Annotated in this window: 29 protein-coding genes and 1 tRNA gene; 15 read left to right on the top strand and 15 right to left on the bottom strand. The window is 73.4% G+C overall.

Annotated features, from left to right (window positions below; genetic code table 11):
* Positions 1–93: 93 nt before the first annotated feature.
* Together H1A17_RS11820 and H1A17_RS11815 are read left to right on the top strand one after the other, a co-directional pair.
* Positions 94–750, top strand: coding sequence for a hypothetical protein (locus tag H1A17_RS11820; protein ID WP_145917507.1), 657 nt, complete (start codon positions 94–96; stop codon positions 748–750).
* A 72-nt stretch (positions 751–822) separates the two neighbouring features.
* Positions 823–1683 (top strand): regulatory iron-sulfur-containing complex subunit RicT, encoded by an 861-nt coding sequence (locus H1A17_RS11815; protein WP_145917508.1) that lies wholly within the window; start codon positions 823–825, stop codon positions 1681–1683.
* 45 nt (positions 1684–1728) lie between these two features.
* Here the strand turns inward: H1A17_RS11815 and H1A17_RS11810 are convergent, their stop codons facing one another.
* Positions 1729–2097, bottom strand: a complete 369-nt coding sequence (locus H1A17_RS11810) for a VOC family protein (RefSeq protein WP_194821871.1) — start codon at positions 2095–2097, stop codon at positions 1729–1731.
* Between the two features lie 61 nt (positions 2098–2158).
* Between H1A17_RS11810 and H1A17_RS11805 the strand changes: the two genes are divergently transcribed.
* Positions 2159–2638 (top strand): MarR family winged helix-turn-helix transcriptional regulator, encoded by a 480-nt coding sequence (locus H1A17_RS11805; protein ID WP_145917510.1) that lies wholly within the window; start codon positions 2159–2161, stop codon positions 2636–2638.
* Between the two features lie 118 nt (positions 2639–2756).
* Here H1A17_RS11805 and H1A17_RS11800 read toward each other — a convergent pair whose 3' ends face one another.
* The gene (locus tag H1A17_RS11800) at positions 2757–4520 is read right to left on the bottom strand and encodes a metallophosphoesterase (protein ID WP_309236759.1); all 1764 of its coding nucleotides are present in this window, start codon (positions 4518–4520) and stop codon (positions 2757–2759) included.
* Between the two features lie 111 nt (positions 4521–4631).
* Here H1A17_RS11800 and H1A17_RS11795 point away from each other — a divergent pair.
* Positions 4632–4705: transfer RNA gene (locus H1A17_RS11795), tRNA-Thr, on the top strand.
* Positions 4706–4809: 104 nt separating this feature from the next.
* Here H1A17_RS11795 and H1A17_RS11790 read toward each other — a convergent pair.
* Together H1A17_RS11790 and H1A17_RS11785 are read right to left on the bottom strand one after the other, a co-directional pair.
* Positions 4810–5172: a hypothetical protein gene (locus tag H1A17_RS11790; protein ID WP_194821870.1), complete on the bottom strand. Its 363-nt coding sequence runs from the start codon at positions 5170–5172 to the stop codon at positions 4810–4812.
* Between the two features lie 56 nt (positions 5173–5228).
* Complete coding sequence (locus H1A17_RS11785; RefSeq protein ID WP_145917578.1) at positions 5229–5774, bottom strand: SRPBCC family protein; 546 nt, start codon at positions 5772–5774, stop codon at positions 5229–5231.
* 130 nt (positions 5775–5904) lie between these two features.
* On the opposite strand from H1A17_RS11785, the gene H1A17_RS11780 reads away from it, so the two are divergent.
* From H1A17_RS11780 to H1A17_RS11770, 3 genes are all read left to right on the top strand, one after another.
* On the top strand, positions 5905–6549 hold the full coding sequence (locus tag H1A17_RS11780; protein ID WP_194821869.1) for a TetR/AcrR family transcriptional regulator: 645 nt from the start codon (positions 5905–5907) through the stop codon (positions 6547–6549).
* Between the two features lie 125 nt (positions 6550–6674).
* Positions 6675–6827, top strand: a complete 153-nt coding sequence (locus tag H1A17_RS11775; protein WP_168222372.1) for a hypothetical protein — start codon at positions 6675–6677, stop codon at positions 6825–6827.
* Positions 6828–6900: 73 nt separating this feature from the next.
* Positions 6901–7488, top strand: a complete 588-nt coding sequence (locus H1A17_RS11770; protein WP_309236758.1) for an HAD family phosphatase — start codon at positions 6901–6903, stop codon at positions 7486–7488.
* A 22-nt stretch (positions 7489–7510) separates the two neighbouring features.
* On the opposite strand, the gene H1A17_RS11765 is transcribed toward H1A17_RS11770, so the two are convergent.
* Positions 7511–8131 carry a pyridoxamine 5'-phosphate oxidase family protein gene (locus tag H1A17_RS11765; protein WP_145917580.1) on the bottom strand — a complete coding sequence of 207 codons (621 nt, stop codon included), beginning with the start codon at positions 8129–8131 and terminating at the stop codon, positions 7511–7513.
* 149 nt (positions 8132–8280) lie between these two features.
* Here H1A17_RS11765 and H1A17_RS11760 point away from each other — a divergent pair, with 149 nt between their 5' ends.
* The 3 genes from H1A17_RS11760 to H1A17_RS11750 are packed head-to-tail and all read left to right on the top strand — an operon-like array spanning position 8281 to position 10459.
* On the top strand, positions 8281–8787 hold the full coding sequence (locus H1A17_RS11760; RefSeq protein ID WP_194821868.1) for a DUF2231 domain-containing protein: 507 nt from the start codon (positions 8281–8283) through the stop codon (positions 8785–8787).
* Positions 8788–8837: 50 nt separating this feature from the next.
* The gene (locus H1A17_RS11755) at positions 8838–9323 is read left to right on the top strand and encodes an Hsp20/alpha crystallin family protein (protein ID WP_194821876.1); all 486 of its coding nucleotides are present in this window, start codon (positions 8838–8840) and stop codon (positions 9321–9323) included.
* A gap of 8 nt (positions 9324–9331) precedes the next feature.
* On the top strand, positions 9332–10459 hold the full coding sequence (locus tag H1A17_RS11750) for a glycosyltransferase family 9 protein (protein WP_194821867.1): 1128 nt from the start codon (positions 9332–9334) through the stop codon (positions 10457–10459).
* A 116-nt stretch (positions 10460–10575) separates the two neighbouring features.
* Here H1A17_RS11750 and H1A17_RS11745 read toward each other — a convergent pair whose 3' ends face one another.
* Positions 10576–11448, bottom strand: coding sequence for a glycosyltransferase family 2 protein (locus H1A17_RS11745; RefSeq protein ID WP_194821866.1), 873 nt, complete (start codon positions 11446–11448; stop codon positions 10576–10578).
* Entirely contained in the window at positions 11445–13328 is a 1884-nt protein-coding gene (gene rfaE2 / locus H1A17_RS11740) for a D-glycero-beta-D-manno-heptose 1-phosphate adenylyltransferase (protein ID WP_194821865.1), read from the bottom strand. The genes H1A17_RS11745 and rfaE2 overlap by 4 nt, the downstream gene beginning before the upstream one ends.
* A gap of 124 nt (positions 13329–13452) precedes the next feature.
* Here rfaE2 and H1A17_RS11735 point away from each other — a divergent pair, with 124 nt between their 5' ends.
* Both H1A17_RS11735 and H1A17_RS11730 read left to right on the top strand, forming a co-directional pair.
* On the top strand, positions 13453–14001 hold the full coding sequence (locus H1A17_RS11735) for a type 1 glutamine amidotransferase domain-containing protein (RefSeq protein ID WP_145917584.1): 549 nt from the start codon (positions 13453–13455) through the stop codon (positions 13999–14001).
* 122 nt (positions 14002–14123) lie between these two features.
* Positions 14124–15797, top strand: coding sequence for an MDR family MFS transporter (locus tag H1A17_RS11730; RefSeq protein ID WP_194821864.1), 1674 nt, complete (start codon positions 14124–14126; stop codon positions 15795–15797).
* Positions 15798–16027: 230 nt separating this feature from the next.
* Here the strand turns inward: H1A17_RS11730 and H1A17_RS11725 are convergent, their stop codons facing one another.
* Positions 16028–16519: an NUDIX domain-containing protein gene (locus tag H1A17_RS11725; RefSeq protein WP_145917586.1), complete on the bottom strand. Its 492-nt coding sequence runs from the start codon at positions 16517–16519 to the stop codon at positions 16028–16030.
* A 99-nt stretch (positions 16520–16618) separates the two neighbouring features.
* On the opposite strand from H1A17_RS11725, the gene H1A17_RS11720 reads away from it, so the two are divergent.
* The gene (locus tag H1A17_RS11720; protein WP_194821875.1) at positions 16619–18253 is read left to right on the top strand and encodes a fatty acid--CoA ligase; all 1635 of its coding nucleotides are present in this window, start codon (positions 16619–16621) and stop codon (positions 18251–18253) included.
* A 180-nt stretch (positions 18254–18433) separates the two neighbouring features.
* On the opposite strand, the gene H1A17_RS11715 is transcribed toward H1A17_RS11720, so the two are convergent.
* From H1A17_RS11715 to H1A17_RS11700, 4 genes are all read right to left on the bottom strand, one after another.
* A complete protein-coding gene (locus tag H1A17_RS11715) occupies positions 18434–19447 on the bottom strand; it encodes an NADPH:quinone reductase (protein ID WP_194821863.1) in 1014 nt (337 codons plus the stop codon).
* Between the two features lie 9 nt (positions 19448–19456).
* A complete protein-coding gene (locus H1A17_RS11710; protein ID WP_145917588.1) occupies positions 19457–20593 on the bottom strand; it encodes a glutathione-independent formaldehyde dehydrogenase in 1137 nt (378 codons plus the stop codon).
* A 41-nt stretch (positions 20594–20634) separates the two neighbouring features.
* Complete coding sequence (locus tag H1A17_RS11705) at positions 20635–21291, bottom strand: HAD family phosphatase (RefSeq protein ID WP_194821862.1); 657 nt, start codon at positions 21289–21291, stop codon at positions 20635–20637.
* A gap of 68 nt (positions 21292–21359) precedes the next feature.
* The gene (locus H1A17_RS11700) at positions 21360–21578 is read right to left on the bottom strand and encodes an AlpA family transcriptional regulator (RefSeq protein ID WP_228543353.1); all 219 of its coding nucleotides are present in this window, start codon (positions 21576–21578) and stop codon (positions 21360–21362) included.
* A 174-nt stretch (positions 21579–21752) separates the two neighbouring features.
* Between H1A17_RS11700 and H1A17_RS11695 the strand changes: the two genes are divergently transcribed.
* Positions 21753–21923, top strand: a complete 171-nt coding sequence (locus H1A17_RS11695; RefSeq protein ID WP_194821861.1) for a hypothetical protein — start codon at positions 21753–21755, stop codon at positions 21921–21923.
* Between the two features lie 71 nt (positions 21924–21994).
* On the opposite strand, the gene H1A17_RS11690 is transcribed toward H1A17_RS11695, so the two are convergent.
* Entirely contained in the window at positions 21995–22186 is a 192-nt protein-coding gene (locus H1A17_RS11690) for a hypothetical protein (protein ID WP_145917591.1), read from the bottom strand.
* A gap of 421 nt (positions 22187–22607) precedes the next feature.
* Between H1A17_RS11690 and H1A17_RS11685 the strand changes: the two genes are divergently transcribed.
* Positions 22608–22880 carry a hypothetical protein gene (locus tag H1A17_RS11685; RefSeq protein WP_194821860.1) on the top strand — a complete coding sequence of 91 codons (273 nt, stop codon included), beginning with the start codon at positions 22608–22610 and terminating at the stop codon, positions 22878–22880.
* Between the two features lie 2 nt (positions 22881–22882).
* On the opposite strand, the gene H1A17_RS11680 is transcribed toward H1A17_RS11685, so the two are convergent.
* On the bottom strand, positions 22883–24670 hold the full coding sequence (locus H1A17_RS11680; protein ID WP_194821859.1) for an ABC transporter ATP-binding protein: 1788 nt from the start codon (positions 24668–24670) through the stop codon (positions 22883–22885).
* 4 nt (positions 24671–24674) lie between these two features.
* On the bottom strand, positions 24675–26579 hold the full coding sequence (locus tag H1A17_RS11675; RefSeq protein WP_194821858.1) for an ABC transporter ATP-binding protein: 1905 nt from the start codon (positions 26577–26579) through the stop codon (positions 24675–24677).

Here is a 26579-nt window from a genome sequence, read left to right as displayed (position 1 = left end):
GCTGGCCGCCGCCGCGTCGGCCGTCCGCAGCGCCGCCGACCGCTACACGTCCACCGACGAGGCCGCCCGCCGCAGGCTGGCCGGGGAGGCGTGATGGACCCGCTGGACCGGCTCGCCGAGCCCGGCCTGGACCTGCTCGCCCGGGTCGACACGCTGCTCGCCGCCGGAGCCCCGGAGGCGCACCCGGTCTGGCCGCTGCTGCGCCGGATGCAACTGCTGCCGGGGGAGGCCCTGCGCGCCTTCCTCGACCTGCATCCCGCGCCGCTGGCGACCGCCGGGCACGCCGTGCGCCGTCTCGTGCGGGGGTACGACGACGCGTGCGCCGCCCTCACCGATCCGGGGATCTGGTCGGGTCCGGCCGGGGCGTCCTACGACGAGGCCCGCACCGCCCTGCTGCGCCACCTGGACGAGGGGCCGGAGAGCCTGGTGGGCCGGCTGGAGTCCACCGCCGGTTACGCCGACGCGCTGGCCGACTGGGTGGAGGGCAGCCGGTTGGCGGTGGCCCGGGTGCTGGCCGAGGTGCTCGGCTCCACCGAGGCGGTCCGGGTCCGGGCGACTGTCGGGGCGGGTGCCGGGCCAGCCGGGGCGGCTGCGGCGGCCGAGATCGCCACCCGGGTGCTCTCGGTGCTCGGGGTGGCCTACGACGGGGCGGAGACGCTGCTGCGCCAGTGGTCGCCCAGCCTCGCCGAGTCGACCTGGCGGTCGACCGGCGGGTCGTCGTACCACGGCGGCCCGGTGCGGATCGGCTGATGGGCCGGCCGACCTGGGGGCCCCGCCCGCCGCACCCGGACCGGTTCCGTCGATCCGTCGTAGGCTGAACGCATGGGCATGCTCTGCGCGGTCAGCTTCAACCGGTACGGGCGGCTCTACTACCTCGACCCGGGGGAGTTCAGCCCGCAGGTCGGTGACCGGGTGCTCGTCCCCACCGACGACGGCCCCGAGGTGGCGGAGTGCGTCTGGGCGGCGCAGTGGGTTTCCGAGGAGACCGACGGTTTCCCGAAGCTGGCCGGGCTGGCCGGCGACGACGACCTGCGCCGCGACGAGCTGCTGCGGCGGCGTAAGGCCGAGGCGAAGGTGGCGGCGAAGCGGCTGATCCGGGAGCACGGCCTGCCGATGAAGGTGGTCGCGGTGGATCACGTTCTGGCCGCCGCCGAGGGCACCGGGGACCGGACGACCGTCTACTTCACCGCCCCGCACCGGGTGGACTTCCGTTCGCTGGTCCGGGACCTGGGCGCGACCCTGCACTGCCGGGTGGAGCTTCGGCAGCTCTCCGCCCGGGATTCGGCCCGGGTGCAGGGCGGCATCGGTTCGTGCGGCCGGGACCTGTGCTGCGCCACCTTCCTCAACGACTTCGAGCCGGTGACCATCCGGATGGCCAAGGACCAGGATCTCCCGTTGAATCCGCTGCGGATCTCGGGCGCCTGCGGCCGGCTGATGTGCTGCCTGAAGTACGAGCACCCGTTGTACGCCAAGTTCGCCGAGTCCGCCCCGGCGGTCGGCAGCCGCGTCAGTACGCCCGAGGGGGACGGCCGGGTGGTCGGCCACAGCGTCCCGAGGGACGCGGTGACCGTCCGCCTGGACGCCGACGGCTCGCGCTCCATGTGCTCCCGGGCGGACGTCTGTGGCTCCCGGAGCGCCTACGAGAGCCGTGACCTGGCCGGCCCCGAAGGTGCCGCGCGCTGATCGACGGTCTGCGGGTGTCGCGCACGGGCCGTCGGGGCCGGTGCCTCAGGCCCGGTCGTGCAGGGTGACCTGGTAGCCGTCGGGGTCGGCGAAGGTGAACGTCCGGCCGAAGGGCCCGTCGACCGGTGCGGCGACGATGGTGTGCCCGTCGGCGACGAGCGCGTCGTGGATGGCCTGCACGTCCGTGGCGTGGAGCCAGATCGCGGCACCGATGCCGGGCTGGGTGACGGAGGTGAGATCGGTGCCGGGGACGACGTCGCGCAGGGCGAACGCGATCGGCTTCGTCTCGAAGACGACGGCGTGCGGCGGGCCGGCCGGCGAGCGGACGAGGCCGAGATGGCGCTCGTAGAACGCCTGCGAGGCGGCGAGGTCGCGCGCCTGGAGCGAGATGAAGTCGGGGCCGGTGACGGGCATGCGATGCTCCTTCGAGTCATGTCAGCATCCTGACATGCCCAAGCTATGTCAGAATGCTGACATGAGTCAAGCTGATGCGGGCGTCGACCTGGAGACGTCCCTGGGCTACCTGCTGAAAGAGGCGTCGAGCGCGCTGCGGGCGGCCATGGAGGAGGTGCTGCGGCCGCTCGGGATGGGCGTCACGCACTACTCCTGCCTCGAACTGCTGGCGCAGCGACCGGGCCTGTCGAACTCCGAACTCGCGCGGGGCGCGTTCGTCACCCGGCAGACGATGAACGTGCTGCTCCAGAATCTGGAACGGGAGGGCTATGTGACCAGGCCCGCGGCGGCACCCGTCGGCAAGGCGCTGCCCACGCGACTCACGCCGAGCGGTCGACGCAGCCTGGAACGGGCGAGCGCGGCGGTCCGTTCCGTCGAGGTCAGAATGCTCTCCGGCATGACCGGGGCCGAACGCGCAGCCGCGTTCCACGCCCTGAAGTCCATGATCCATTCCCTGACCTCCCCGCCCGCGCCGCCGCCCCCCGCTGGCGGCCGGGGTTGATCAAGAGGTTCGCGTCAGTGTGGGCGCGCCCGATGACGCAAACCTCTTGATCAACGTCGAAGGGCGGGCGGGCAGGCGGTGCGGCGGCGGGCGTCGGCGCGGTCTGTGGTGACCCGGGTCAGGTGAGGGTCACCGGGGGTTCGGCGAGGCGGGGGGTCAGCGGGGCGCGGGGGGTCAGCCAGGAGGCGGTGGCGGACTGGTCGGGGTTGAGCTGCCAGTCGTGGCAGACCCGGTCGACGGCGATCGGATAGACGGTCAGCGTGCCGTCCGGGTCGATCCGCATCCGCAGGAACGACTTCGAGTCCTCGATGCCCTGCCCGGCGAAGAGTTCGTTGACGTTGACCCCGAAGGCCCCCGCCACCAGCAGGTATCCCGCCACCAGTTGGGTGGCGACCAGCCCGATCACCGGGCCGTAGACCACGGCGGCGGCGACCGCCGGCAGCGGCCACGGCCAGTGGTAGAACGGCAGGTGCAGCCAGGCCCACGTGCCGGCGACCGCCAGCGCCACGTGCGCCAGACCGTGACCGATGCCGAGCAGCCAGTGCCGGGCGTGCCGTTTCCCGCCGGCGCTGGGCGGCTTGGCGAAGAAGGCCGCGCTGAGCAGCGTAACCCCCAACATGATCACCAGCGGGACGCTGAACAGCCGCTGCTCGGTGCCGGTCCGGTTCGCCGCTACCCCGGCCATGGCGAGCATCAGCAGCGTGTGCAGGGTGCCGAGCAGGGTCCCGAAACCCGGGTTGCGCCGGGGCAGCCGGTGGAAGATCCCCCAGCCGTAGCGGCGGGAGCGGGCCGCGTCCGGGAACCGGGCCACCAGGTCGTACGCGCGGGTGCGGCTGGCCCGCCGGGACAGGGTGTCCTTCGGTGGCACCTCGATCCGCTCGGGCAGGGTGTGCGTCGGATACAGGTACGCCCCGCCCCCGCCGCAGGTGATGAGCTGGCGTTCCGGGCCGGCGTACCGGGCGTAGTGGTGCAGGTCGCCCGAGACCAGCAGCCGGACGTGCGCGCCGGTGGGCGCGATGATCGTCCGGACGAAGTAGTCGATCGAGTCGTACGCGGTGGGATGGTCGACGGACTTCACCCAGGTCGGCGCCGGCACCGCCAGGATCACCCGGGACTCCGGGCCGAGCCGGCGGGCCACCTCGTCGAAGTACGACAGCTGCGGATCGTCCAGGTAGGACCCCGACTGGTCGTCTAGGCCGAGCAGCCACCACCCGGCCGGCAGTTCCACCGCGAAGTACGACCGGGACTGGCCGGTGCCCCAGCCGCCGAAGTTGCGGTCCCGTGAGCGGACGAACAGCCGCAGGAACGCGGTCAGCCCGTCGTACCAGTCATGGTTGCCGGGCACGGCGAACAGCATCGGCCGCTGCGGCGGGGGCACCGGCAGCGCCGCCTGGTACGGCCCCTTGCACCGGTCCTCGTACGCCTCGTAGGCCGCCGACGGGTAGACCTGGTCGCCGCCCATCACCAGGGTCTGCGCCCGGGGCAGCCGGTGCCCGTCCACGGTCAGCTCCGGCTGGGCCAGCAGGTACGCCACCGAGTACGTGGCGTCGAAGCCGTCGCCCAGGTCGGCCACGTAGTCCAGCCAGAGCCCACCGTCGGGGCCGACCTGCGCGCCGATCCTGGCGTCGAGCGCGTTCTGTAGCTCCCGCTTGTCCAGGTACGCCCCGAACAGCATCGCCAGCAGGGTACGGATGCCGGTGCTGATCAGCAGGAACGGCGCCAGCCAGGGGACCGGTTTGCGGGGCGTGAAGCCCAGCTCCACCGGATCGGTGCCGCGTGGCCTGCGGGCGGCCCGCTCACCGGGGGCGTGCTCGGCGTCCGGGTCCGTTTCGGGGCCGTCGGGGGTGGCGGGGCGCTCGGGGGTGGCGGGGTCGTCGCTCACCCGGGCAGCCTAGCCGTCCCGCCCGACACCGATGTCCCTTGATGTCCGGGTCCTCCGACGGGGAACCCCCTCGGTCCCGACGGGGGTCGTACCGTACACTTGATGATCGTTGCCGCCTTAGCTCAGTCGGCTAGAGCGACGCACTCGTAATGCGTAGGTCGACGGTTCGATTCCGTCAGGCGGCTCGATGAGAAAGCCCAGGTCAAGTGACCTGGGCTTTCCTGTTTCGACCCGGAACGGGGCCATCCGGGCGGCCTGCCCCCGTCGCTGCGGGCGAGACCCCGCCCGGTCACCGGGTGCTGCGGCGTCCGCGTAGCGCGTGGTAGGCGACCGCGAGGGCGATGCCGAGGACGACGATGACGACCTCGTGCGCCGGGTGGAGGTTCTTCGACAGGCTGGGGGCGCGGTCCGGGCCGATCGCCCAGAGCACCAGTCCCGCCGCGTATGCCGCGCCGAGCGCGCCGGCCCACCACCGCAGCGGGCGGAGGGCGTCGTTGCGCAGCACGGCGACCAGTGTGATCGCCACCGGGACGACGGCCACCATGGCGAACTGGACGGCGACGAGGACGGCGGCCGTCCAGGCGCTGATGACGAGGGGTCGTGAGCGGGGCAGCACGCCCGCGGGCGTGAGCGTCGTCGGTGCGGGGGACATGGCGGGTTCCTTCCGGTACGGGGGGCCGGCAGCGGGGTCGGGTGGCCGCCCCGGGTTCAGGGGCGGGCGGCCTGGTCGGCGTGCTCGGCGGTGGCCTTGAGGTCGGCCAGCCACGCCTCCAGTCCGTAGCCGAGGTAGGTGGTGGAGGTCGCCACGTCCGCCTCCACCTGGGCGCCGGTCCAGGTCTCCTCGGTGCGCACCAGCACCCCGCCGGTGACCTCGGTGAAGGTCCAGACGTGGACGCCGTTGTCGATGTGCAGGCCGTCGCCGACTCCCGGGCCGGCCCAGCGGAGGCACCGGTAGGGCGTCAGGTGCGCGACGGTCGAGGTGATGGTCAGCGTCGTGGCCGGGGTCATCGGGGTCTCCGGGACGGGGGTGGTCCAGCGGAACGCCGACCCTGCGCGCAGTTCGCCGTCGTCGAGGCGGGTGACGGTGGTGACCGGCGCCTGCCAGGAGGGCCAGTTCCCGACGTCGGTCTGGAGGTGCCAGACGGTGTGCAGCGACGCGTCGATCAGCGTCTCGGCGCGGTACCGGATCCGGGCCGTCGGGTCGACGCCCTGCCCGTCGCAGGTGATCACCGGCTGGTTCGCGGTCGATGCCATCTGTCTCCACCTCTCTCATGTATGCGACTGTCTGTCGCCGTCATTAGAGGCTATAACTAAGATGAGATTCGGTCAATAGCGATAGTGATACCCTGTAACTGGCGTGAGCGTGATGACGGAAGGGCGGTCCATGGCTAACGACGTGACCGGTCCGCGCGAGCGGTACCGGGCCCAGGTGCGGGCGGAGATCAAGCAGCGGGCCTGGGAGCAGCTCGCCACGACCGGGGTGTCGGCGCTGTCGCTCAAGGCGATCGCCGAGCACCTGGGAATGAGCGGCCCGGCGCTCTACCGGTACTTCGCCAGTCGGGACGAGCTGATCACCGCACTGATCCGCGACGCGTACCGCAGCCTCGCCGACGCCCTCCGCACGGCCGCCGACGCCGGGGCGGACGTCGCCGGGCTGGCTCGTGCCGTACGGGCCTGGGCCCTGGACGATCCCCAGCGCTACCTGCTGATCTGGGGCACGCCCGTACCCGGCTACCACGCCCCCGACGACACCACCGCGATCTCGGCCGAGATCATGGCGACGGTCGTCGACGCCTACCGCAGGCGCGACGTCCCGCCCTCGGGGCGACGGATCGAGGCCCACCTCGACGACCATCGGGGCTGGGTCGGGGACCCGACCGTGCCTGCCGCGACGCTGCGGCAGGCGCTGGCCTTCTGGACCCGGGTGCACGGCGTCCTGTCGCTCGAACTCGCCGGCCACTTCGCCGGCATGGGGTTCGACCCGGCGCTGCTGTTCGACGACGAGATCGACGACCTCCTCGGCCGCTGAGCGCCGGGTCGGGACGCGCCGCCGGCCCCCTCCCGCCACCGCGACGGCACCGGTCGATGCCCGTTGTCCGGTACGGCTAAGGTCAGCAGTCGGCTACCGTACGCATACGAGGATGGGACCCCTCGATGAGATGTGCCTTCTGTGGCCGGTGGTGGCCGTTGCCCTGGGCGTGCGGCCGGTGCCGGCGTGACCGCCGCCGGATGCGCCGCGACTACCTACGCCGCGCCGCCCCGCAGGACGCGCTGCGCGACCTGACCCGCACCGACCCGGACCGCTGACCGGCCACCACGCCGTCCGGCGGGAGCCGGCACGGGCGAAGGGGCACGGTCCCGCCGTGGCTATCCTGGGCCCGTGCTGCCCCTGCCGCCCGGCGACTTCCGGGCCTACCTGTTCGACTGCGACGGCACCATCGTCGACTCCATGCCGGTGCACCACCTGGCCTGGCGGGCGGCGCTCGACGAGTGGGGCTGCGACCTGCCGGAGGACCTCTTCTACGCCTGGGGCGGCCGGCCGGTGGCCGACATCGTCGTCGACCTCAACGCGCGGCACGGGCTGGCCATGCCGGTCGACGTCGTGGCCCGGTGCCGGGAGGACGCCTACCAGAGCTTCCTGCCGCAGCTCACCGCCGTGCCGGGGGTGCTGGCACACATCGAACGGGCACACCGGCAGGTGCCGTTCGCCGTGGTCTCCGGCAGCACCCGGGAATCGGTGACCGCCTCGCTGACCGCGCTCGACCTGTTCGACCGGTTCGACGTGCTGGTCTGCGCGGAGGACTACGCACGGGCCAAGCCGGACCCGGAGTGCTACCTGCTGGCGGCCCGGCTGCTCGACGTACCGCCGGAGCGGTGCCTGGTGTTCGAGGACACCGACCTGGGGGTCGCGGCGGCGACGGCGGCGGGCATGGCCTCGGTCCGGGTCCCGCCGCCCTGGCAACGCTGAACCGCCGCCGGGCCGGGGGCCGTCACCCCCGGTAGAGCTTCTCCGCGTACGTCGGGCCGTAGTAGTGCTCCAGGTCGGCCAGGCTCTCGGTCAGCGTCTCCACCTCCTTGGCCAGCCGGGCCCGCGACGGCAGCGCGTCCGGCTGCCAGGTTTCCGGCTGCCACAGCGCGGACCGCATGAACGCCTTCCCGCAGTGGTAGAAGATCTGCTCGACGGCCACCTCGACGGCGAGCACCGGCCGGTGCCCCTGGACCAGCATGTCGTCGAAGTAGGGCGCGTCGCGCACCAGCTTCGCCCGGCCGTTGATCCGCAGGGTGTCCGTCCGGCCCGGGATCAGGAAGATCAGCCCGACGTGCGGGTTGTCGAGGATGTTGCGGTAGCCGTCGGCGCGCCGGTTGCCCGGCCGCTCCGGAACGGCGATCGTCCGGTCGTCGAGCACCAGCGCGAAGCCGGCCGGGTCACCCTTGGGCGAGACGTCGCAGCTACCGTCCGCGCCGGCCGTGGCGACCAGGCAGAACGGCGAGGCGGCCAGCCACTGCCGGTCCCGCTCGTGCAGCACGGTGCGTTCCTTGGCCGCCGCCCGGGGCATCGGTGCCCCCAGCAGCGCGCGTAGCTCCTCGTGCGAGGTGATCTCCGCCGTCACGTCCGCCTCCCCCGTCCGTTGGTCCCGGTGGCGGGCGGTGGCACACCGGCCGCCGTACGTCAGCCTAGGCGGGCGTGGCGAGCGGGTCTGCCCCCGACGACGGCGGGTACCGGCTCGTCCCGCCCCCGACGACGCAGTGGAGGGCCGCCATGGAGAGCCGACTGAAGGTGCTCGGGCACCCGGTGCACCCGATGCTGGTGATGTTCCCGGTGGCGTTGCTGGTCACCGGCACCCTCTTCGACATCGTGGACACGGTCGGCGGGCCCGACTTCCTCGCCGAGGTGGCGTACTGGAACATCACCGTCGGCCTGGTCGGTGGCCTGCTGGCCGCGGGGGCCGGCGCGTTCGACCTGCTGGCCATCCCGGCCGGCACCCGGGCCAAGCGGGTGGCGCTCACCCACGCGGCGGCGAACGTCGCGGTGATCCTGCTCTTCGCGGCCGTCTGGGCGGTCCGGTTGAACGCCGACTCCCGGGCGGCCGGCGGCGCGCTGATCGCCATCGAGGTGGTCGGCCTGGCCATTCTCGGGGTCAGCGCCTGGCTCGGCGGGGAACTGGTCGACCGGCTGGGGGTCGGGGTCGACTCGGACGCCGGCCTGGACGCCCCCAGCTCGCTGCGGCCCACCGCCGCCCGCCGGCCGATGGGAGAGGTGCGGTGAGCGAGCAGCCGGGCCGGGGCCGGCGCGACCGCCAGCAGGGCTGGGACCCGATGGGTGAACTCCAGGCGCTGCGTGCCGAGCTGAGCCGGCTGGTCGGCGGCCGGGGCGCGTCGCCCGACGTCGAGCTGACCGAGGTCGCCGACGGCTGGCAGGTGGTCGTCCGGCTGCCCGGGGTGGCGCCGGAGGAGGTCGCCGTCGAGCTGGACGACCGGGAACTCTGCGTCCGGGCCCGGTCCGAAGCCGAGGTCAACGCCGACCAGGGCATTCCCGGCGGGTTCGAGACCCGGGGTTTCGAGTACCGGGTGGACCTGCCGTCCCGGGTCGACCCCGACGCCATCGACGCGGTGATGGACCACGGCCTGCTCCGGGTGCACCTTCCCCGGGCGGCCCGGCCCGCGCCGCGCACCATCACCGTCGGCCGTACCGGCTACCCGCCCGGCCCCACCCGCAGCGGTACGCCCACCGGCGTGGACCCGGCGGCGGACCGGGAACTGCACCGTCCGGGCACCGCCGCCGACCCGCTCGACCGGCCGTAGGGACCCCGGTGGACAGCCCCGCCCTGGGTGGCCCGCTGGGGGAGCGGGTGCCCGACGTGGCCCGGATCGCCGTGCTGCGGGCCAACGCGCTCGGCGACCTCGTCTTCCTGCTGCCCGCCCTGGACTCGCTGCGGGCGGCGTACCCGGCGGCAGAGATCGTGCTGCTCGGCGCGCCGTGGCACGCGGCGTTCTGGCGGGACCGGCCCGGCCCGGTCGACCGGGTGCTGGTCGTCCCGCCGGCCCCCGGCATCCGCGAGCCCGGCCCCGACGAGCGGCCCGGGTCGCTCGACGACTTCCTGGCCGCCGCCGCCCGGGAGGGCTACGACCTGGCGTTGCAGGTGCACGGCGGCGGGGCCAACTCCAACCCGATCATGAGCCGGCTGGGTGCCCGGGTCACCGCCGGGTTGCGCGCCGAGGACGCCCCACCGCTGGACCGCTGGCTCCGCTACGTCTACTACCAGCCCGAGGTGACCCGCTACCTGGAGGTGGTGGGCCTGGTCGGGGCGGACGCGGTCACCGTCGTACCGAAGCTCGCGGTGACCGACGCGGACCGGGCACAGGCGCGGGCGGTGCTGGGCGAACCGGACCGGCCCCGGGTGGCGCTGCACCCCGGGGCGACCGACACCCGGCGGCGCTGGCCGGCGCGACGGTTCGCCGAGGTGGCCCGGGCGCTGCACGACGACGGGTACGAGGTGCTGGTCACCGGCACCCCCACCGAGCGGGCGGTGGTGGACGAGGTGGTCGCGGCGGCCGGGGTGCCGGTCCGTCCCCAGGTCGGCACGCTCAGCCTCGGCGGGTTGGCCGCCGCGTACGCCGGCTGCGCTCTGGTGGTCTCCAACGACACCGGCCCGTTGCACCTGGCCGGCGCGGTGGGGGCCCCGACGGTGGGCGTCTACTGGGTCGGCAACATGATCAACGGGGCGACGCCGTTGCGCGCCCGGCACCGCCCGATCGCCGCCTGGACGACGCGCTGCCCGGTCTGCGGGGTCGACTGCACGCCCGGGATCTATCCGCACCGGCCCGGCGACGGCAACTGCCCGCACCGGGATTCGTTCGTCGCCGACGTGCCGGTGGCCGAGGTGCTCGAAGCCGCCGCCGACCTGCTCCGCCCCGAACCGGGCAGCGCCGCCGGCTGACGGCCCGGCCGGGCAGTGCCCCCGGTCGACGGCCCCGGCCGGGGCGACCCTGGCGCGGCCGGCGGCCGGAGCCGGCCGTGCGGATGGCCGTCGTCTGCGGCACCGCCGGGCACGGATCAGGCCGGCTGAGGGGTGTCGGCGGAGACGACCTGCCACGCCTCGACGTCACGGTCGGTGACCGTGGTCGGTGACTCCAGGTGGTACGCGCCGCTGGGCAGCACGCCCGCGCCGCCGTACCGGGCCAGCACCGCGAGCTGGGCGGCGACGTCCTCGCCCTGGTGGTTCTCCGGCACCCGCCGCCAGAACTCGAAGCCGCCCGCGTCGACAAGCGCCGCCCGGTCGTAGAGCACGCAACCGCCGATCCAGGAGACCTTGTACGCCCGCCACGCCCCCGCCGGCAGGCCCAGCTTCTGCTGGACGTGCAGCAGGTTCGCGGCCGGGTGGATGGCGGCCCGCTGCCACTGCGGGGTGTCGGGGCGGACCCGTTCCGGCACCACCGGACCGTCCCACTCCTCGTAGTGCCCGTGCGTCTCGGGGCGGACGTCGTCGGCGTACGACAGGCCGTGCACGGCGTTGCCGACGAACCCGCAGCCCAGCTCCCCGATCGCGGTGACCAGCCGGTCCAGGGTGCCCGGTTCGAGCCAGACGTCGTCGTCGAGGCAGAGCACGTACCGGGCCACCGACCGGTCCAGCAGGTACGCCCGGTGTTCGGCCAGCCCACGCCGGGGCAGCCGGCGGGTGAGCAGCACCGGGTGCCCCCGGTGGCGCAACGCCCGGACCATGGTGGCCGCCGCCGGGTGCGCGTACGCCGGGTCGTGGTCGGACTGGTCGCTGACGACCACCCCGAAGTCGGGGACCTCGACCTGGGCGGCCAGCCCGGCCAGGGTGACCGCCAGTTCGGCCGGCCGGTTGCGGGTGGGGATCAGCACGTCGAGCCGACGGGGTCGGCGGAACTCCCCGGCCGAGCCGAGGTCGAGCGGTCGGTTCACGTGGTCCTGCCCAGGTGTTCGGGGGTCGGGGCGGCCGGGGTGGGGTCCGGGTCGGGTGCCGTCGGCGGACCGGCGTCGGGTCGTACCGGATCGGCCGGCGCGTCGACGGCGGTGGCCGGGCCGATGGCGGCCTGGGCGCGGATCCGGTCGATGATCGCCGAGGTGGACCGGTCCGGCACGTAGCCGAGGGTGCGCACCTGACCGCCGAGCCGGCGCACCAGGGGCGCCTCCGGGACCATCTCCGGCGGGTAGTCGCCGCCCTTGACATACACGTCGGGGCGGACGGCCTCGATCAGGTCGGCCGGCGAGTCCTCCTCGAAGACCACCACGTGGTCCACGCAGGACAGCGCGGCGAGCAGGGCGGTCCGGTCCTCCACGGGGTTGACCGGCCGGTCGGGGCCCTTGAGCCGGCGGACGCTGGAGTCGGAGTTGACCGCCACCACCAGCAGGTCGCCGAGCGCGCGGGCCTGCTCCAGGTAGCGCACGTGACCCGGGTGCAGCACGTCGAAGCAGCCGTTGGTGAACACCACGGACCGGCCGGCCCGCCGGTGGTCGGCGACGATCGCGTCCAGCTCGCCGGTGCCGACGAGCGTCGGATGGGTGCCGCCGCCGGCTGCGCCGCCGAGCGCGTCGAGCAGGTCCTCCCGGCGGCACACGCAGGTGCCGGTGTCGGAGACGGTGATGGTGGCGGCGAGCTGGGCCAGCTGGGCGGCGGTGGGCAGCGGCGCCCCGGCGGCCAGCGCGAGGGTCATCGCCGCCAGGTACGCGTCGCCCGCGCCCACGGCGTGACTGGCCGGGACGGGGGTGCTGTGGCTGCGCCGGGGCGCGCCGTCCGGGCCGCCGACGATGGCGCCCTCGGTGTCCAGGGTCACCGCGACCACGTCCGCGCCGGTGTGCGCCCGCAGCTCGGCCAGCCGCGCCTGGGCCAGCCCGGCCCGGTCGACCCCCTCGCCGACGGTGGCGTTGACGGTCACCCCGGCCCCGGTCACGCTCAACCCGTCCCCGGTCATCGCGACCCGCCCCTCACCCGGGGTCGGTTCCCCGGTCGGGCCGGTCGGCGCCCGGCCGACCCCGCCCGGGGCGGTGCCCACGACCAGCTCCGACGGCCCGTCCGCCGGGTCGTTCGGCGGGTGGTCCAGGTGCAGGCCGGTGCCGCCGGTACGGGTCGGGGCGGGCGGCGCGCCGAAGCCGGCGGCGGCGCGGGCCAGCAGCCGGGTCGCCTCGGCGAAACTGGGGGTGACCACCGTCGGGTTCAGCCCCCGCCAGTCGGCGAGGTCGTGGGCGTCCAGGGCGACGGTGGCGTACCGGTAGCGGTGGGCGACCAGCCAGGCGCGTACCGGGGCGGGCAGCGCGCCGAGGCCGTAGTCGCAGACCACCAGCGTGGGCGCGACCCCGCCGGCCACCGCCCGCAGCTCCTCGGTGGCGCAGCTCAGGGCGGTGAGCAGCCGGCCGACCCCGTCGTCGTCGAGCGGGTCGTCCGGGTCGCCGGAGTCCTCGCGGAGCAGGATCTGGTTGCCGGCGAGCATCCGGCGTTTCACCGGCGTCGGCCGGTGCGGTTCGCTGACCGTACGGTCCCAGACGCCGGCCCGGTCCAGGCAGTCGTGCAGCTCGTCGCCGGCCACGTCCGCGCCGACCGGGGCGACGAGCAGGGCCCGCCCGCCGAGGGTGGCGATGTTGACCGCCGTGTTCGCGGCCCCACCGGCGGCGGTGATCCGTCGGCGCAGGGTGAGGATCGGCGCGGGGGCCTCCCGGCACAGCCGCTCCGACTCGGCGAAGCGCCACTCGTCGAGCATGGCGTCGCCGACGACGAGGACGGCGCGTTCCCGCCAGCTCTCCACGACGGTGGCGAGCCGGCGCTGTTCCGCTGCTGCTCCTGCCATGCCCACCGGGGTCCCCCGGCCTGACCTGGCCAAACCCGCCGCCGTCTACCCGTGGCCGGGGTCGGTGTTTCGGGGCCTGTGCCCCGGGAACCGACCAGAGGTATCCGGAGAGGGGAAAACCGACATGGCAGCCACGACATTGCAGGGCAAGCGGATCGCGTTCCTCGCCACCGACGGCGTGGAGGAGGTCGAGTACGTGCAGCCGCGTGAGGCGGTCGAGAAGGCGGGCGCGACCGCCGAGCTGGTGTCGCTCAAGCCCGGCACCATCCAGGCCTTCAACCACCTGGACCAGGGCAGGACGTACGACGTGGCGGTGACGGCGGCCGACGCGGACGCCGACGGCTACGACGCGCTGGTGCTGCCCGGTGGGGTGGCCAACCCGGACTTCCTGCGTACCGACCCGGACGCGGTCCGGTTCGTGAAGGCGTTCTTCACCGCCGGCAAGCCGGTCGGGGTGATCTGCCACGGCCCGTGGACCCTGGTCGAGGCGGGTGTGGTGGCGGGCCGCCGGATCACCAGCTGGCCGAGCCTGCGTACCGACCTGACCAACGCCGGCGCGAGCTGGGTCGACGAGCGGGTGGTGACCGACGGCAACCTGGTCAGCAGCCGCAAGCCCGACGACCTGCCGGCGTTCTGCGCGGCGATCGTCGACCGGTTCGCCGACGGCGACTGAGCCGTACCCCGACGGGCATATGGGTCCCTGGTGGCCCGCGTGCCCGTCGGTGCCGGGCGGGTCCGCGGGCAGGTTTCCCCGGTGGGCAGGCATGTTCGCGGGGGAGCGGGAAAGAAGGCGGGATGACCGCCCAGACCCACGGCCAGCCGGTGCTCCAGGCCCGCCAGCTCCGCCTGTTGATGTTCGGCCTGATGACCGGCATGCTGCTGGCCGCGCTGGACCAGACCATCGTCGGTACGGCGTTGCCCACCATCGTCGGCGAGCTGGGCGGGATCGACCACTACTCGTGGGTGGTGACCGCCTACCTGCTCGCCTCGACCGCCTCCACCCCGCTCTACGGCAAGATGGCCGACCTGTACGGCCGCCGCCCGGTCTTCCTCTTCTCGATCGGCACGTTCCTGCTCGGCTCGCTCCTGGCCGGGCTGTCGCGGGACATGACCCAGCTGATCGTCACCCGGGGCGTGCAGGGCATCGGCGCGGGTGGCCTGATGACGTTGGCGTTCACCATCATCTCGGACGTGGTGTCGCCCCGGGAGCGTGGTCGCTACCAGGGGCTGTTCGGGGCGGTCTTCGGCGTCTCCTCGGTGGCCGGGCCGCTGGTCGGCGGCTACTTCGCCGAGACCAACTGGCGGTGGATCTTCTATTTGAACGTGCCGCTGGCGCTGCTGGCGATCGTGGTCTGCTACCACGTGCTGCGGTTGATCCCGTTCGAGCGGCGGGAGCACACCGTCGACTGGCTGGGCGCGGCGCTGCTGGTCGCCGGGGTGAGCGCGCTGCTGCTGGCGCTGAGCTGGGGCGGCAACTCGTACGCCTGGGGTTCGGCGACGATCATCGGGCTGTTCGTGGCGGGCGCGGTGCTCGGGGTGGCGTTCGTGCTCCAGGAGGCCCGGGTCGGCGAGCCGATCCTGCCGCTGGGGCTGTTCCGCTCGGCGACGTTCGCGCTGGCCAACTCGGCCGGTTTCGTGCTCGGTCTGGTGATGTTCGGGTCGATCATCTTCATCCCGCTCTACCTCCAGATCGTCAAGGGCGCCTCACCCACCCGCAGCGGTCTGCTGATGCTGCCGATGATGGCCGGCATCATCGTCACCTCGATCGTGACCGGCCGGGCGATGAGCCGGATCGGCCGGTACAAGTGGTTCCCGGTGGCCGGTTCGGTGGTGCTGGTCGCCGGCATGCTGCTGTTCACCCGGCTCCAGGTGGACAGCTCGCTCTGGGCGGCGTTCGGCTACATGGTGGTCATCGGCGTCGGGCTGGGCCTGTGCATGCAGTCGCTCATCCTCGGCGTGCAGAACGCGGTGGACGTGCGGAACCTGGGCGCGGCGACCTCCTCGGCGACGTTCTTCCGGTCGCTGGGCGGCTCGTTCGGGGTGGCCATCCTGGGTGCGGTGCTCTCCACCCGGCTCGCCGGCGGGCTCGCCGACCGGCTTCCCGGTGCGATCGCCCAGCTCCCGCCCGACCAGCGGGCGGCGGTGGCGGGCGGCGGCACGAACATCTCGATCAACGACCCGGCGACGATCCTGGCCCTGCCCGGTCCGGTCCGGGCGGCCATCCAGGCGTCCTTCGTCGAGTCGCTGCACCTGGTGTTCCTGACCACCGGCCTGATCGCGCTGCTCGCCGTGCTGGTCACCCTGGCCCTGCCGAACGACCAGCTCCGGGGTGCCGGCCCGCAGGGCGCGACCGGCGGCACCGACCCGCTCGGCGGCCCGGCCCCCGCCCCCGGCGGCAAGCCCCTGACCAGGGAGTCCAAGGAGGAAGCCGCCGCCGACCTCAACGCCAAATCCCAAACCATGCTCTGACCCGCGCCCCACCCGGCCCCGCCCCGCGTGGCCCGCCCCGCCCGGGTCCCGCCGCGCCCCGCCCGGTCCCGCCCCGCCCCGGTGATCAAGAAGTTTGCGTCAGAAATCGCGCGGAGGCTGACGTGAACCTCTTGATCACCGGGGCGAGAATGGGCATCGACTGGGCGAAACGGGCATCGTCGGGGCGAGGCGAGATGGGGCCTCAGCGGAGAAACCGGCGGGGGTCGGGGCTACTTGAGGATGAGGCGGTTGGTCTGGGTGAAGACGTCGAGGTCGGCGAGGGTTTCCGGGACCGAGAGGGAGAGCGGGGCGGGGAACTCGTGCGGGTGCAGGAACGCTGCGTCGGTCGTCTCGTCGGTGACCCGGGCCAGCTCGCCGTCCCACTCGTCGACCCGGAACGCGGTGGTGAAGATCTGGTAGGTGTGGCCGTACATGTTGGTGTGGGTGCGGTCGGGGCCGGTGTAGAGGGCGAAGGCGCTGACCCGCAGGGCGCGCAGCCCGGTTTCCTCGCGTACCTCGCGCACCGCGCAGTCGGCGATCGACTCGCCGAGTTCCATCGCGCCCGCCGGGAGTGCCCACTGGCCGTTGTCCGAGCGGCGGATCAGCAGCACCCGCCCGTCGTCGTCGCGCACCACGGCCCGGGCGCCGACGAACATCAGCGTCCGGTCACCGGCCAGGGCGCGTAGCTGTCCCACGTACGAGTCGGCCCAGGAGATACTCACCCGGACAATCTACGCACCGGTCCGAGGATGGTCCGGCGTTCCGGGGGTTCCCAACGTGTGACCGGCGACACTAGCTTGTCACCCATGCGTAGCACGATGATGGACGCCCCGCTCCAGGTCGCCCGGATCCTCGAACACGGTGTCACCGTGCACGGCACGGCCGAGGTGGTCACCTGGACCGGGGCCGAGCCGCGCCGGTTGTCGTACGCCGAGGTGGGGCGGGTGGCGGCCCGGCTGGCCCACGCGCTGCGCGACGAGTGCGGGGTGACCGGCGACGAGCGGGTCGCCACCTTCATGTGGAACAACACCGAGCACCTGGTGGCGTACTTCGCGGTGCCGAGCATGGGCGCGGTGCTGCACACCCTGAACATCCGGCTCTTTCCCGACCAGGTCGCCTACATCGCCAACCACGCGCAGGACCGGGTGGTGCTGGTCGACTCGACGTTGATCCCGCTGCTGGCCCGGGTGCTCGGCGAGCTGACCACGGTGCGGCACGTGGTGGTGGTCGGCGGGGGCGACCCCGGGCCGCTGCGGGCGGTCGCCGGTGACCGGGTCACCTTCCACCACTGGGACGACCTGCTGGCCGGCCGGCCCGAGCACTACGACTGGCCCGAGGTCGACGAGCGGGACGCCGCCGCGCTCTGCTACACCTCCGGCACCACCGGCCACCCCAAGGGCGTCGCCTACTCGCACCGGTCGATCTACCTGCACTCGTTGCAGGTGTGCCTGCCGGAGGGCTTCGGGCTCGGGCCGGGTGACCGGGAGCTGGCCATCGTGCCGATGTTCCACGCGATGTCCTGGGGGCTGCCGTACGCGGCGTTCCTCTCCGGCGCGTCGCTGATCATGCCGGACCGGTTCCTCCAGGCCGCGCCGATCGCCGAGATGATCGCCGCCGAGCGGCCCACCCTGGCCGGTGCGGTGCCGACCATCTGGAACGACCTGCTGGCCCACCTGGACGCCCACGAGGTGGACACCTCGTCGCTCAAGGAGGTGATCGTCGGCGGTTCGGCCTGCCCGCCCGCGTTGATGCACGCGTTCGCCGAGCGGCACGGCATCGAGGTGATCCACGCCTGGGGGATGACCGAGATGTCCCCGCTGGGGTCGGTGTCCCGCGCTCCGGCCGGGGCGACCGGCGACGACGCCTGGCGGTACCGCTACACGCAGGGGCGGGTGCCGGCCGGGGTGGCCGCCCGGATCGTCGGCCCGCTGGGCGAGCCGCTGCCCGCCGACGGGGCGTCCGTGGGGGAGTTGGAGGTACGTGGCCCGTGGGTGACCGCCCGGTACGTCGGCGACGACGCCCCCGCCCCGGAGAAGTTCCGCGACGGCTGGCTGCGTACCGGTGACGTGGGCACGCTCTCGCCGGACGGGTTCATCACCCTCACCGACCGGGCCAAGGACGTGATCAAATCCGGTGGGGAGTGGATCTCCTCGGTGGAGCTGGAGAACGCGTTGATGGCCCACCCGGACGTGCAGGAGGCCTGCGTGGTGGGGGTGCCCGACCAGCGGTGGGGTGAGCGTCCACTGGCCACCGTGGTGGTGCGGGAGGGCGCGTCGACCAGTGTGGAGCAGCTCCGTGCGTTCCTCGCCGGTTCGGTGGCACACTGGCAGCTGCCGGAGCGCTGGGCGGTCATCGACGCGGTGCCCAAGACCAGCGTGGGCAAGTTCGACAAGAAGGTGGTGCGTTCGCGGTACGCCGACGGCGACCTGGAGGTACGGGAGCTGGCGGGGCCGTAACACTTTTCGGCGCTCCGTCGCCGATAGGGGTAGGGACGTCACTCCTGAAACATCCCTCCCCACGGGGCGGCCCCGGCGTTCGCACCGCGCCGGGGCCGCCCTTCCTCGCGGGTGACCCGCCATGTCATTGTTGCGAGAATTGCTCGCGTCTGTCCGGGCGATTGCGAAATGTCCTCGGAACTACTGCCCGGCGGTGTCGATCAGCACCTTCCCCACCACCGCGTCCTCCACCGCCCGGTGCGCGTCGGCGGCCTGTGCCAACGGGAAACGGTGCAGCGGCAGGCCGGCCTCGCCGCCCACCCGTACCGCCCCCTGGGCGACCGCCGCCGCCACGTCGGTCACCGCCTGCGCCTTGGCCGCCTTCGGCGCGGTGTAGACCAGCACGAACTGCCAACGGGCGTTCGGGGCCATCAACGGCCGGATCGGCAGGGTCACCTCGCCGCCCCCGTCGTCGGCGTAGACGCAGACCGCCCCACCGGGACGCAGCAACTGCACGTCGGTGGCCGCGTTGCGGGCCGCGGAGACCTCCACGACGGTGTGCACCCCGTCGGGCGAGATCTTGCGGACCTCCTCGACCACGTCCTGCTCCCGGTAGTCGACCACGAAGGACGCCCCGGCCGCCGCCGCCAGTTGCGCCTTCTCCGGGCTGCTCACCGTCGCGATCACACAGGCGTCTCCCCAGCGGGCCAACTGGATCGCCGCGTTGCCCACCGCGCCCGCCCCACCCTGCACCAGCACCACATGGTCGCTGAGCGCCCCGGCGTGCAGGGCGTCCGGCATGTACTCCCCGACGGTCAGGCAGCGGTGCGCGGTGAGGAACGGGATGCCCAGGCAGGCGCCCAGCTCGAAGGAGGCGTCCCCCAGCGGCACCACCTGCCGGACCGGCACCACCGTGTACTCGGCGGCCGTACCCCACGGGCGCTGCCAGGCGGCCTCCCAGACCCACACCCGTTCCCCGGTCAGACCCCGGTCGACCCCCGCGCCGACCGCCTCCACCACGCCCGCCCCGTCCTGCCCCGGGGTCTGCCAGCCGACCGGCAACGGCTGCTGCCGCCGGCTCTTCCAGTCCGTCGGGTTCACCCCGGACACCGCCAGCCGGACCAGCACCTCCCCCGGGCCCGGCTCGGGCACCGGCCGGTCGACCAACCGGAGCACCGACGGGTCACCGGTGCGTTCGTACACGATCGTCTGCATGCCGTCTCCTCAGGCCGCCGGTTTGAGCACCACCTTCGAGTAGCCCGCCTCGCGGCGGTCGAAACGCTGGTACGCGTCCGGCGCCGCGTCCAACGGCAACTCCTTGCTCACCACGAAGCTCGGCGTGGCCCGCCCCGCCGTGATCAGGTTCCGCAGGTACTCGTTGTAGGTCTTCACGTTGGCCTGCCCGGTGCCCATCCGCAGACCCTTCTCGAACAGCTTGCCCACCTTGAACAGCAGCTCACCCTTGCCGGAGTGCTCGTCCGGCGCACCCGGGTCGTTGGCCAGATAGAGGCCGACCACGCCGATCGCGCCGGTGGCCCGGACCACCTCGACCAGGCTGTTCAGCACCGCCGCCGGCTGCTCCGCGCCACCCTCCCCGGTGGCCTGGTAGCCGACCGCGTCCACTCCGTGGTCGGTGCCCACCCCGTCGGTCCGGTCGAGGATCTGGGCGACCGGGTCCCCGGCCGAGAGGTCGATCGGGGTCGCCCCGATCGACCCGGCCAACCGCAGCCGGTCCGGCACCCGGTCCACCAGGAACACCTCGGCGGCGCCCATCAGGAGCGCCGAGTACGCGGCCATCAGCCCGACCGGCCCACCACCCATCACGGTGATGTTCTCGCCCGGCCGCAACCCGGTCATCGCCACCCCGTGGTAGCCGGTGGGGAAGATGTCGGCGAGCATCGCGTAGTCGTTCTCGTGCTCGGTGCCGGGCGGCAGTTGCAGGCAGTTGAAGTCGGCGTACGGCACCCGTAGGTACTCGGCCTGCCCGCCCCGGTACGGCCCCATCGCCACGTAGCCGTACGCGCCACCGGCGAAGCCGGGGTTGACGGTGAGACAGAAGCCGGTCTTCTGCTCCCGGCAGTTGCGGCAGAACCCGCACGCCACGTTGAACGGCATCGACACCCGGTCGCCGACCTTGATCCGCCGTACCCCCGTGCCGGCCTCGACGACGGTGCCCATGTTCTCGTGGCCGAAGACGATGCCCGGCTCGGCGAGCGTGCGCCCCTCGTACATGTGCAGGTCCGAGCCGCAGATCGCGGTCGTGGTGATCTGCACGACGACGTCGTCGGGGTGCTCGATGCGCGGGTCCTCGACCTGGTCGACCGTCACCTCGTGCGGCCCCTGGTAAACCACAGCTCTCATGGGTCCGACGCTAGGCGGCCCGGCCGGGTCGCGGAGGCGGTTCAGCCGAGCCGGTCCACCACCTCCGGGGTGAGGTCGTGCACCGAGGAGAGCACCGTCGCGGCCAGCTCCGCCGCGTCCGGGTCCAGCGGGTACGACCCGTGCGGCACCGCGACCACCCGCATCCCGGCGGCGGCGGCCGAGCGGACCCCGTTGGAGGAGTCCTCCACGGCGGCGCACCGGGCCGGGTCGACCCCGAGCCGCTCGGCGACGGCCAGGTACACGTCGGGCGCGGGCTTGCCCCGGGCGGTCCGCTCGGTCGACAGGGTCACCCGGAACTCGGCGGCGAGGTCCGCGGCGGTCAGCGCCGCCGCGATCAGCCGGGTCGGCGAGGAACTGGCCAACCCCAGCGGCCACCGCGAGGCCAGCCGGCGCACCACCAGGTCGGCGTCGTCGATCAGCGGTACGCGCACCGCGTACCGCCGGGCCATCTCCTCGACCACGTCGACGGCGACCTGCTCGGCGCTGCGGTCGACGCCCAGCTCACCGCTCAGGTACTCGGCCCACTCGCCGGTGCTCATCCCCATCAGCCGCCGCTGGGTGTCGGGCTGCCAAGTGCCGCCCCGCGCCGCCACGTACGCCCGGCGCACCTCCTCCCAGACCGGCTCCGAGTCCACGATCACGCCGTCCAGGTCGAACACCACCGCATCCACCGTCACCCCGCCATCCTCCCCGACCCCGCCCGACCCCGGTCGCCCGGTGTCGGCGTGTGGTGGCCCCGTCTGAGTCAGTTCTGGTCGTCCTCGTCCGCTGGCGGCGTGGGGCGGCGGTGTTCCCTGATCCACTCTTCGACGTCCTCGGTCAACCACACCTTCATGCCACGCAGCTCCCGGTACGGCCTCGGGAAGGTGCGCCGGTTCGCGATCTGCTGAAACCGCGACCGGGAGACGCCCAGGCGTTGGGCGATCTCATAGGGCCCCATCAGGTCGCCCGGCCCTCGGTCCATGTCCCGAACGTATGCACGGTCTCATCTCCCCGAACGGGGATCCCCAATAGGGGCTCTCCTATTTGACACCCCCGTGTCTGACGGTGTGGAATCGGTGACGCGGGACCCCCGCCCTGGTGGAGCTGGGCTCGGCGGGGCGGGGTGCCGCAGTGACCCGAGCCCTGGGAGGCGACCGTGACGCGCGAGGTGCCGTTGCTGGTGGAGCTGGCGTGGTGCTGCCTGGAGTGCCACCGCTACGAACGGTGCGAGAAGTGCACCGACAGCGGCTTCTGCCCGGCGCTGGAGGCCGCCCGCACTCGGATCAGGGCGTGGCGCAGGTACCGCAGTGTGTTCGGTTGGTGCTGATGGGGGCGCTACTGCCTGCGGCTCGCCAGCCTTGCCAGGTTCGTACGGAGAGCGTGGTAACCCCGGCGGGGTCAGTCCTCGGCGGCGGGGCTGGGGCGGTTCGTGGCGATCCAGGCCCGGACGGTCTTGCCATCCCAGACCCGGCCCATTTTCAAGGTGACGAGGGGATCGGGGAATCCCTTGCGGCCCACGATGATCGTGGCGCGCTGCTTGCTGATCCCGCCGAGCAGGTCGCGGATCTCATCCAGCCCAAGCAACTCCACGATCTGACGGTATGGTCTGAAGGACTTGCACAAGGCAATAGTGGGACAGGCAACCTTCTGAGGGGTTGCCCTCGTACAACTCCTTCTGCTGTGGTGGACCGATGACGAACCACGGACCCGTTCTGCCTGCCTGGACGTGTGCCGGGTGTGAATCGCCCTGGCCGCTGTTCGTCAACCAGCGCTGCCTCGCCGATCATGGAGTTGTGGTGGGTAACAAAACGCCCGTAAAACCCCCAAAATCGGCACCACAACTCCATGATCGCCAAGCGGGCCCACCCCGCTCCCCGATCGGGCACTTCCTGTCCCTGGTTGACCAGCCGCCCACGGCGTTAGCGCAACGGTGTTGCGACCGCCCTCCGGTGTCCCTCGCCCTCTACCTGGGCGGGCCGTGAGTCGTGACCGGGCAGCTAAGGGACCTGCGATGACCACACTCCGCGCAGGTGACCTGGTTCAGGTGGGCCGGGCCGCCAGCGTGCAGTTCGTCAAGCCCATCCGGTGCCGGGTCATCCGGGTGCTGGACTGGATCACCTACGACGGGTGGTGCTGGCTCGACGTCTACCAACTGGACGACAAGGGTGACGCGGTGGCCCGACGGTCGATCTTCGTACGGCCGGCGGGGTTGGTCGTCCACCGACGGACCGCCACCGTACCGGTCGGGCAACAGCGGCGGCCCAGCTCGAAGGTACGGCCATGAACTCAGCGGTAGGCTGCGGCCTGGGTGCCGTAGAGGGTGGCGTACACGCCGCCGAGGCGGATCAACTCGTCGTGGGTGCCCACCTCGCGTACCCCGCCGTCGCCGATCACGATGATCAGGTCTGCGGTGCGGACCGTCGAGAACCGGTGCGACACGAACACCGTCACCCCACCGCTGTCGGCGGCGACCCGGGCCGCCCCGTCGGCGTACCTGGCGAACAACCGGTGTTCGGCCTCGGCGTCCAGCGCCGACGCCGGCTCGTCCAGCACCATCAGCAGCGGGGCGTCGCGCATCATCGCCCGGCCGAGCGCCAACTGCTGCCACTGCCCGCCGGAGGCGTCCACCCCGCCGTCGGCGTGGCTGCGCCCCAGCCGGGTGTCCAGCCCGTACGGCAGCTTGTCGGCGACCTCGCTGTGCGCGCGGGCCAGACCGGTGCGGACCGCGTCGTCGTCGGTGGCCCGGGGCAGGTCCCCGATGCCGACCGCCAGCCGGGCGGTCAGCTCCGGCCGCGCGTAGTCCTGGAACGCGGCGGTGGTCCGCGCCCGCCAGGCGGCCAGGTCGAGGTGCCGCAGGTCGACCCCGTCGACCAGGATCGCGCCCCGGTCGGGTTCGTAGAACCGGTTGAGCAGCTTGACCAGGGTGGTCTTGCCCGCGCCGTTCTCGCCCACGACCGCCACGGTGCTGCCGGCGGGCAGCAGCAGGTCGACGTCGCACAGCACCGGTTCCGCCGCGCCCGGGTAGGTGAAGGTCACCTGCCGCAGCCGGATGCCCTCCAGCAGGCGCGCGGGCGGGCGCAGCGGCGTGGCGGGCGCGTCGGGCGGGGTGACCGGCTGCGGCACCAGCTCACGCACCTCGTCCAGGCGTTGCAGGGAACGGCCACTGCGCGCCAACTGCTGCGTGATCGTCACGGCGGCAGCGACCTGCTGGTTGAGCTGCGAGGCGAGCATGATCGCCAACACCACGTCGCCGACGTCCGCCCGGCCGCGTACGGCGTCGCGGACGACCAGGACCAGGGCGGCGACGTACCCGAGGGCGAACACGGCCTGCCCGGCGGCCCGCCACAACCCGGCGGCCAGCTCGCCGCGCCAGAGCCGGGCGGTGGCGCGCTGCCAGTGCGTGGCGTAACGCTGCTGGAGATGCCCCACCAGGCCCAACAGGCGCAGCTCCTTGGCCGAGGCCGCGGTGGTGGTCAGCTCGAACAGGTGTCGGGCCTGCCGGGTGTCGACGACGCTGTCCGCGCGGGCCCGGTCGGCGGCGGCCTGCGCCCGGCGACCGGCCAGCACCGGCAGCGCGGCCAGCAGCGGCAGCACCACCAGCGCCGGATGGGTCAGCGTGAGCAGCACGGTGGTCAGCAGCAGGCCGACCGCCAGCGACCCCCCGGTCAGCAGCGCCTGGAGGCCCTCGCCGATGCGTTGCAGCTCGTCCTGGGCCAACGCCATCCGGTCGGCGTGCTCGGGCCGCTCGTGGTGGTCCAGGTACGGCGTGCCGTTGCTGATCGCGATGAGCTGCTCGTCGGTGCTGAGCACGTTGAGCTCGGACACCTCGAAGTACCCGATGTGCGCGAAGTGCGCGCAGGTCAGAGCGGCGATCGCGGCCACCGCGACGGCCAGCCCCGCCCAGGCCGCCGCCCCGGCCCGACCGGCCGCCGCCGCGTTCGTGAGGTGTTTGAGCGCCACCGCGCTCGCCGGCACCGCCACCGCGTTGCCCACCATCAACGCCAGCGCCACGGCCATCTTGCGCCGGTCCTGCCGCCACGACAGCCGCAACAGCCCGGTGATCGCCCGCATCATCGCCTCAGCCCACCCGCTGCGCCAGCGGCCCGGCGCCCTCGTCGGTGTCCCGGTCGGCCCCGTCGTCGGCGAACCGCTCCGCCTGGAGGGTGAACATCGCCGCGTACCGGCCGCCCGCCGCCATGAGCTCGTCGTGGCTGCCCTGCTCGACGACCCGCCCCCCGTCGAGCAGGACGATCCGGTCGGCCAGCCGGACGCTGGACAGCCGGTGCGAGATGAGCACCGTCGTGCGGCCCCGGGTCAGCTCGGCGAACCGGGCGAAGAACTCGGCCTCGGCCCGCACGTCCAGCGCCGCCGTGGGCTCGTCCAACACCAGCACGCTGCTGCCGTGGTAGAGCGCGAACAGGGCACGGGCGATGGCGATGCGCTGCCACTGCCCGCCGGACAGGTCCACCCCGCCGTCGTACGCTCGCGACAGCAGCGTGTCCATGCCGTCCGGCAGCGCGTCGAGGGTGTCGAGCAGCCCCGCCGCCTCCGCCGCGCGGCGGATCCCGGCCCGGTCGTCGAGATGTTCCACCGCGCCGAACCCGATGTTGGCCGCCACCGACAGTTCGTAGCGGACGAAGTCCTGGAACACCACGGCGATCCGCCGCTGCCAGTCCCGGGCCGGCAGGTCGGCGAGGTCGACACCGTCGGCGCGCACCGCACCGGCATCCGGCGAGTAGAGCCGGGCCAGCAGTTTCACCAGGGTCGTCTTGCCCGCGCCGTTCACCCCGACCAGGGCGGTGCAGCGTCCGGCGGGGATGTGCAGGTCCAGGCCGTCCACCACCGGCGTGGCCCCACCCGGGTAGCCGAAGCGCACCCCGGCGAAGTCGATGGCCGGGGCGGTGGTGGCGGGTGGCCCGGCACCGCCCCGGTCGGCGGGTTCCGGGTAGCGGGCCATCGCCTGCTCGAACGCGGTGATGGCGGTCTCGGCGTTCATGCCGTACTGGGTCTGGGTGTCGGAGTCCGGGTAGAACTCGCCCAGCCGGATCAGGGCCAGCACCGCCTGCAACACCAGCGCCAGCGCGGCCAGGTCGTACGCCCCGTCGGCGGCGCGGACCCCGGCCAGCGCCAGCACCGCCGCCACGCCGACCAGCCCCACCGCCGTGTACGCCAGGTAGGGCCGCAGGTAGATCCGGCGGCGCTCGGCCCACACCGGGGCCAGGGCCCGGCGGTAGACCTGCCGGTAGCGTTCGGTCAGCCAGCCGGTGAGCCCGAAGACCCGCAGCTCCTTGGCGGCGGCCGGGCCCATCGCCAGCCCCCGCAGGTAGCGGCTCTCCCGGCGCAGGGCCGCCACGTCCCGGATGACCCGGGCGTAGCGGCGCAGCCCGCCGCGCTGGCCGTGCCGGAACAGCAGCACCACCGCCAGCATGACCAGCGCCGCCCACGGCCCCAGCACCACCGCGACCACCACCGTGAACCCGGCGACCTGGGTGTACGGCCCGACGAGGGCGATCAGCCCGGCGTAGGCCGCACCCGGGGTGCGGAACGCGAACCGCAGCTCGTGCCCGGCCTCGCCCAGCTCGTCCAGCACCGCCGGGTCCTCCAGCGGGGTGATCTCCCGGGTCGACAGCGACGCCTGGATGAGCCGCCGGTACATGTGCCCGTCGACGCGGCGGCTGAGCTGCTCGGCGACGGCCTTCTGCGCCGCCTCCGCCAACTGCGCCGCGATCAGCGCCGCGCCCGCGACGGCCAGCGGCCACCACACCCCGGCCGGTCCGGCCGTGCCGTGCAGCACCGGGCCGATCCGGCCGACGGTGGTGCTGACGGCGATCGCGAAGACGACCGGCAGCACCCCCCGGGACACGCTGAGCGCCAGCGCGACGGCACTCCAACCGGCTCCGGCGGCGGGCCACTGCCGGGCGATGCGCAGCCGGGCGGCGGCGGCCTCACGCCACTGCCCGACGCCGGAGGGGGAGGCGGCCAT

Origin of the sequence: Micromonospora sp. S-DT3-3-22 (assembly GCF_015354745.1) — a bacterium.
GTDB classification, from domain to species: Bacteria; Actinomycetota; Actinomycetes; order Mycobacteriales; family Micromonosporaceae; genus Micromonospora; species Micromonospora wenchangensis.
The sequence above is the reverse complement of the archived record's forward strand: the minus strand, read 5'-3'. Positions and strand labels throughout refer to the sequence as shown.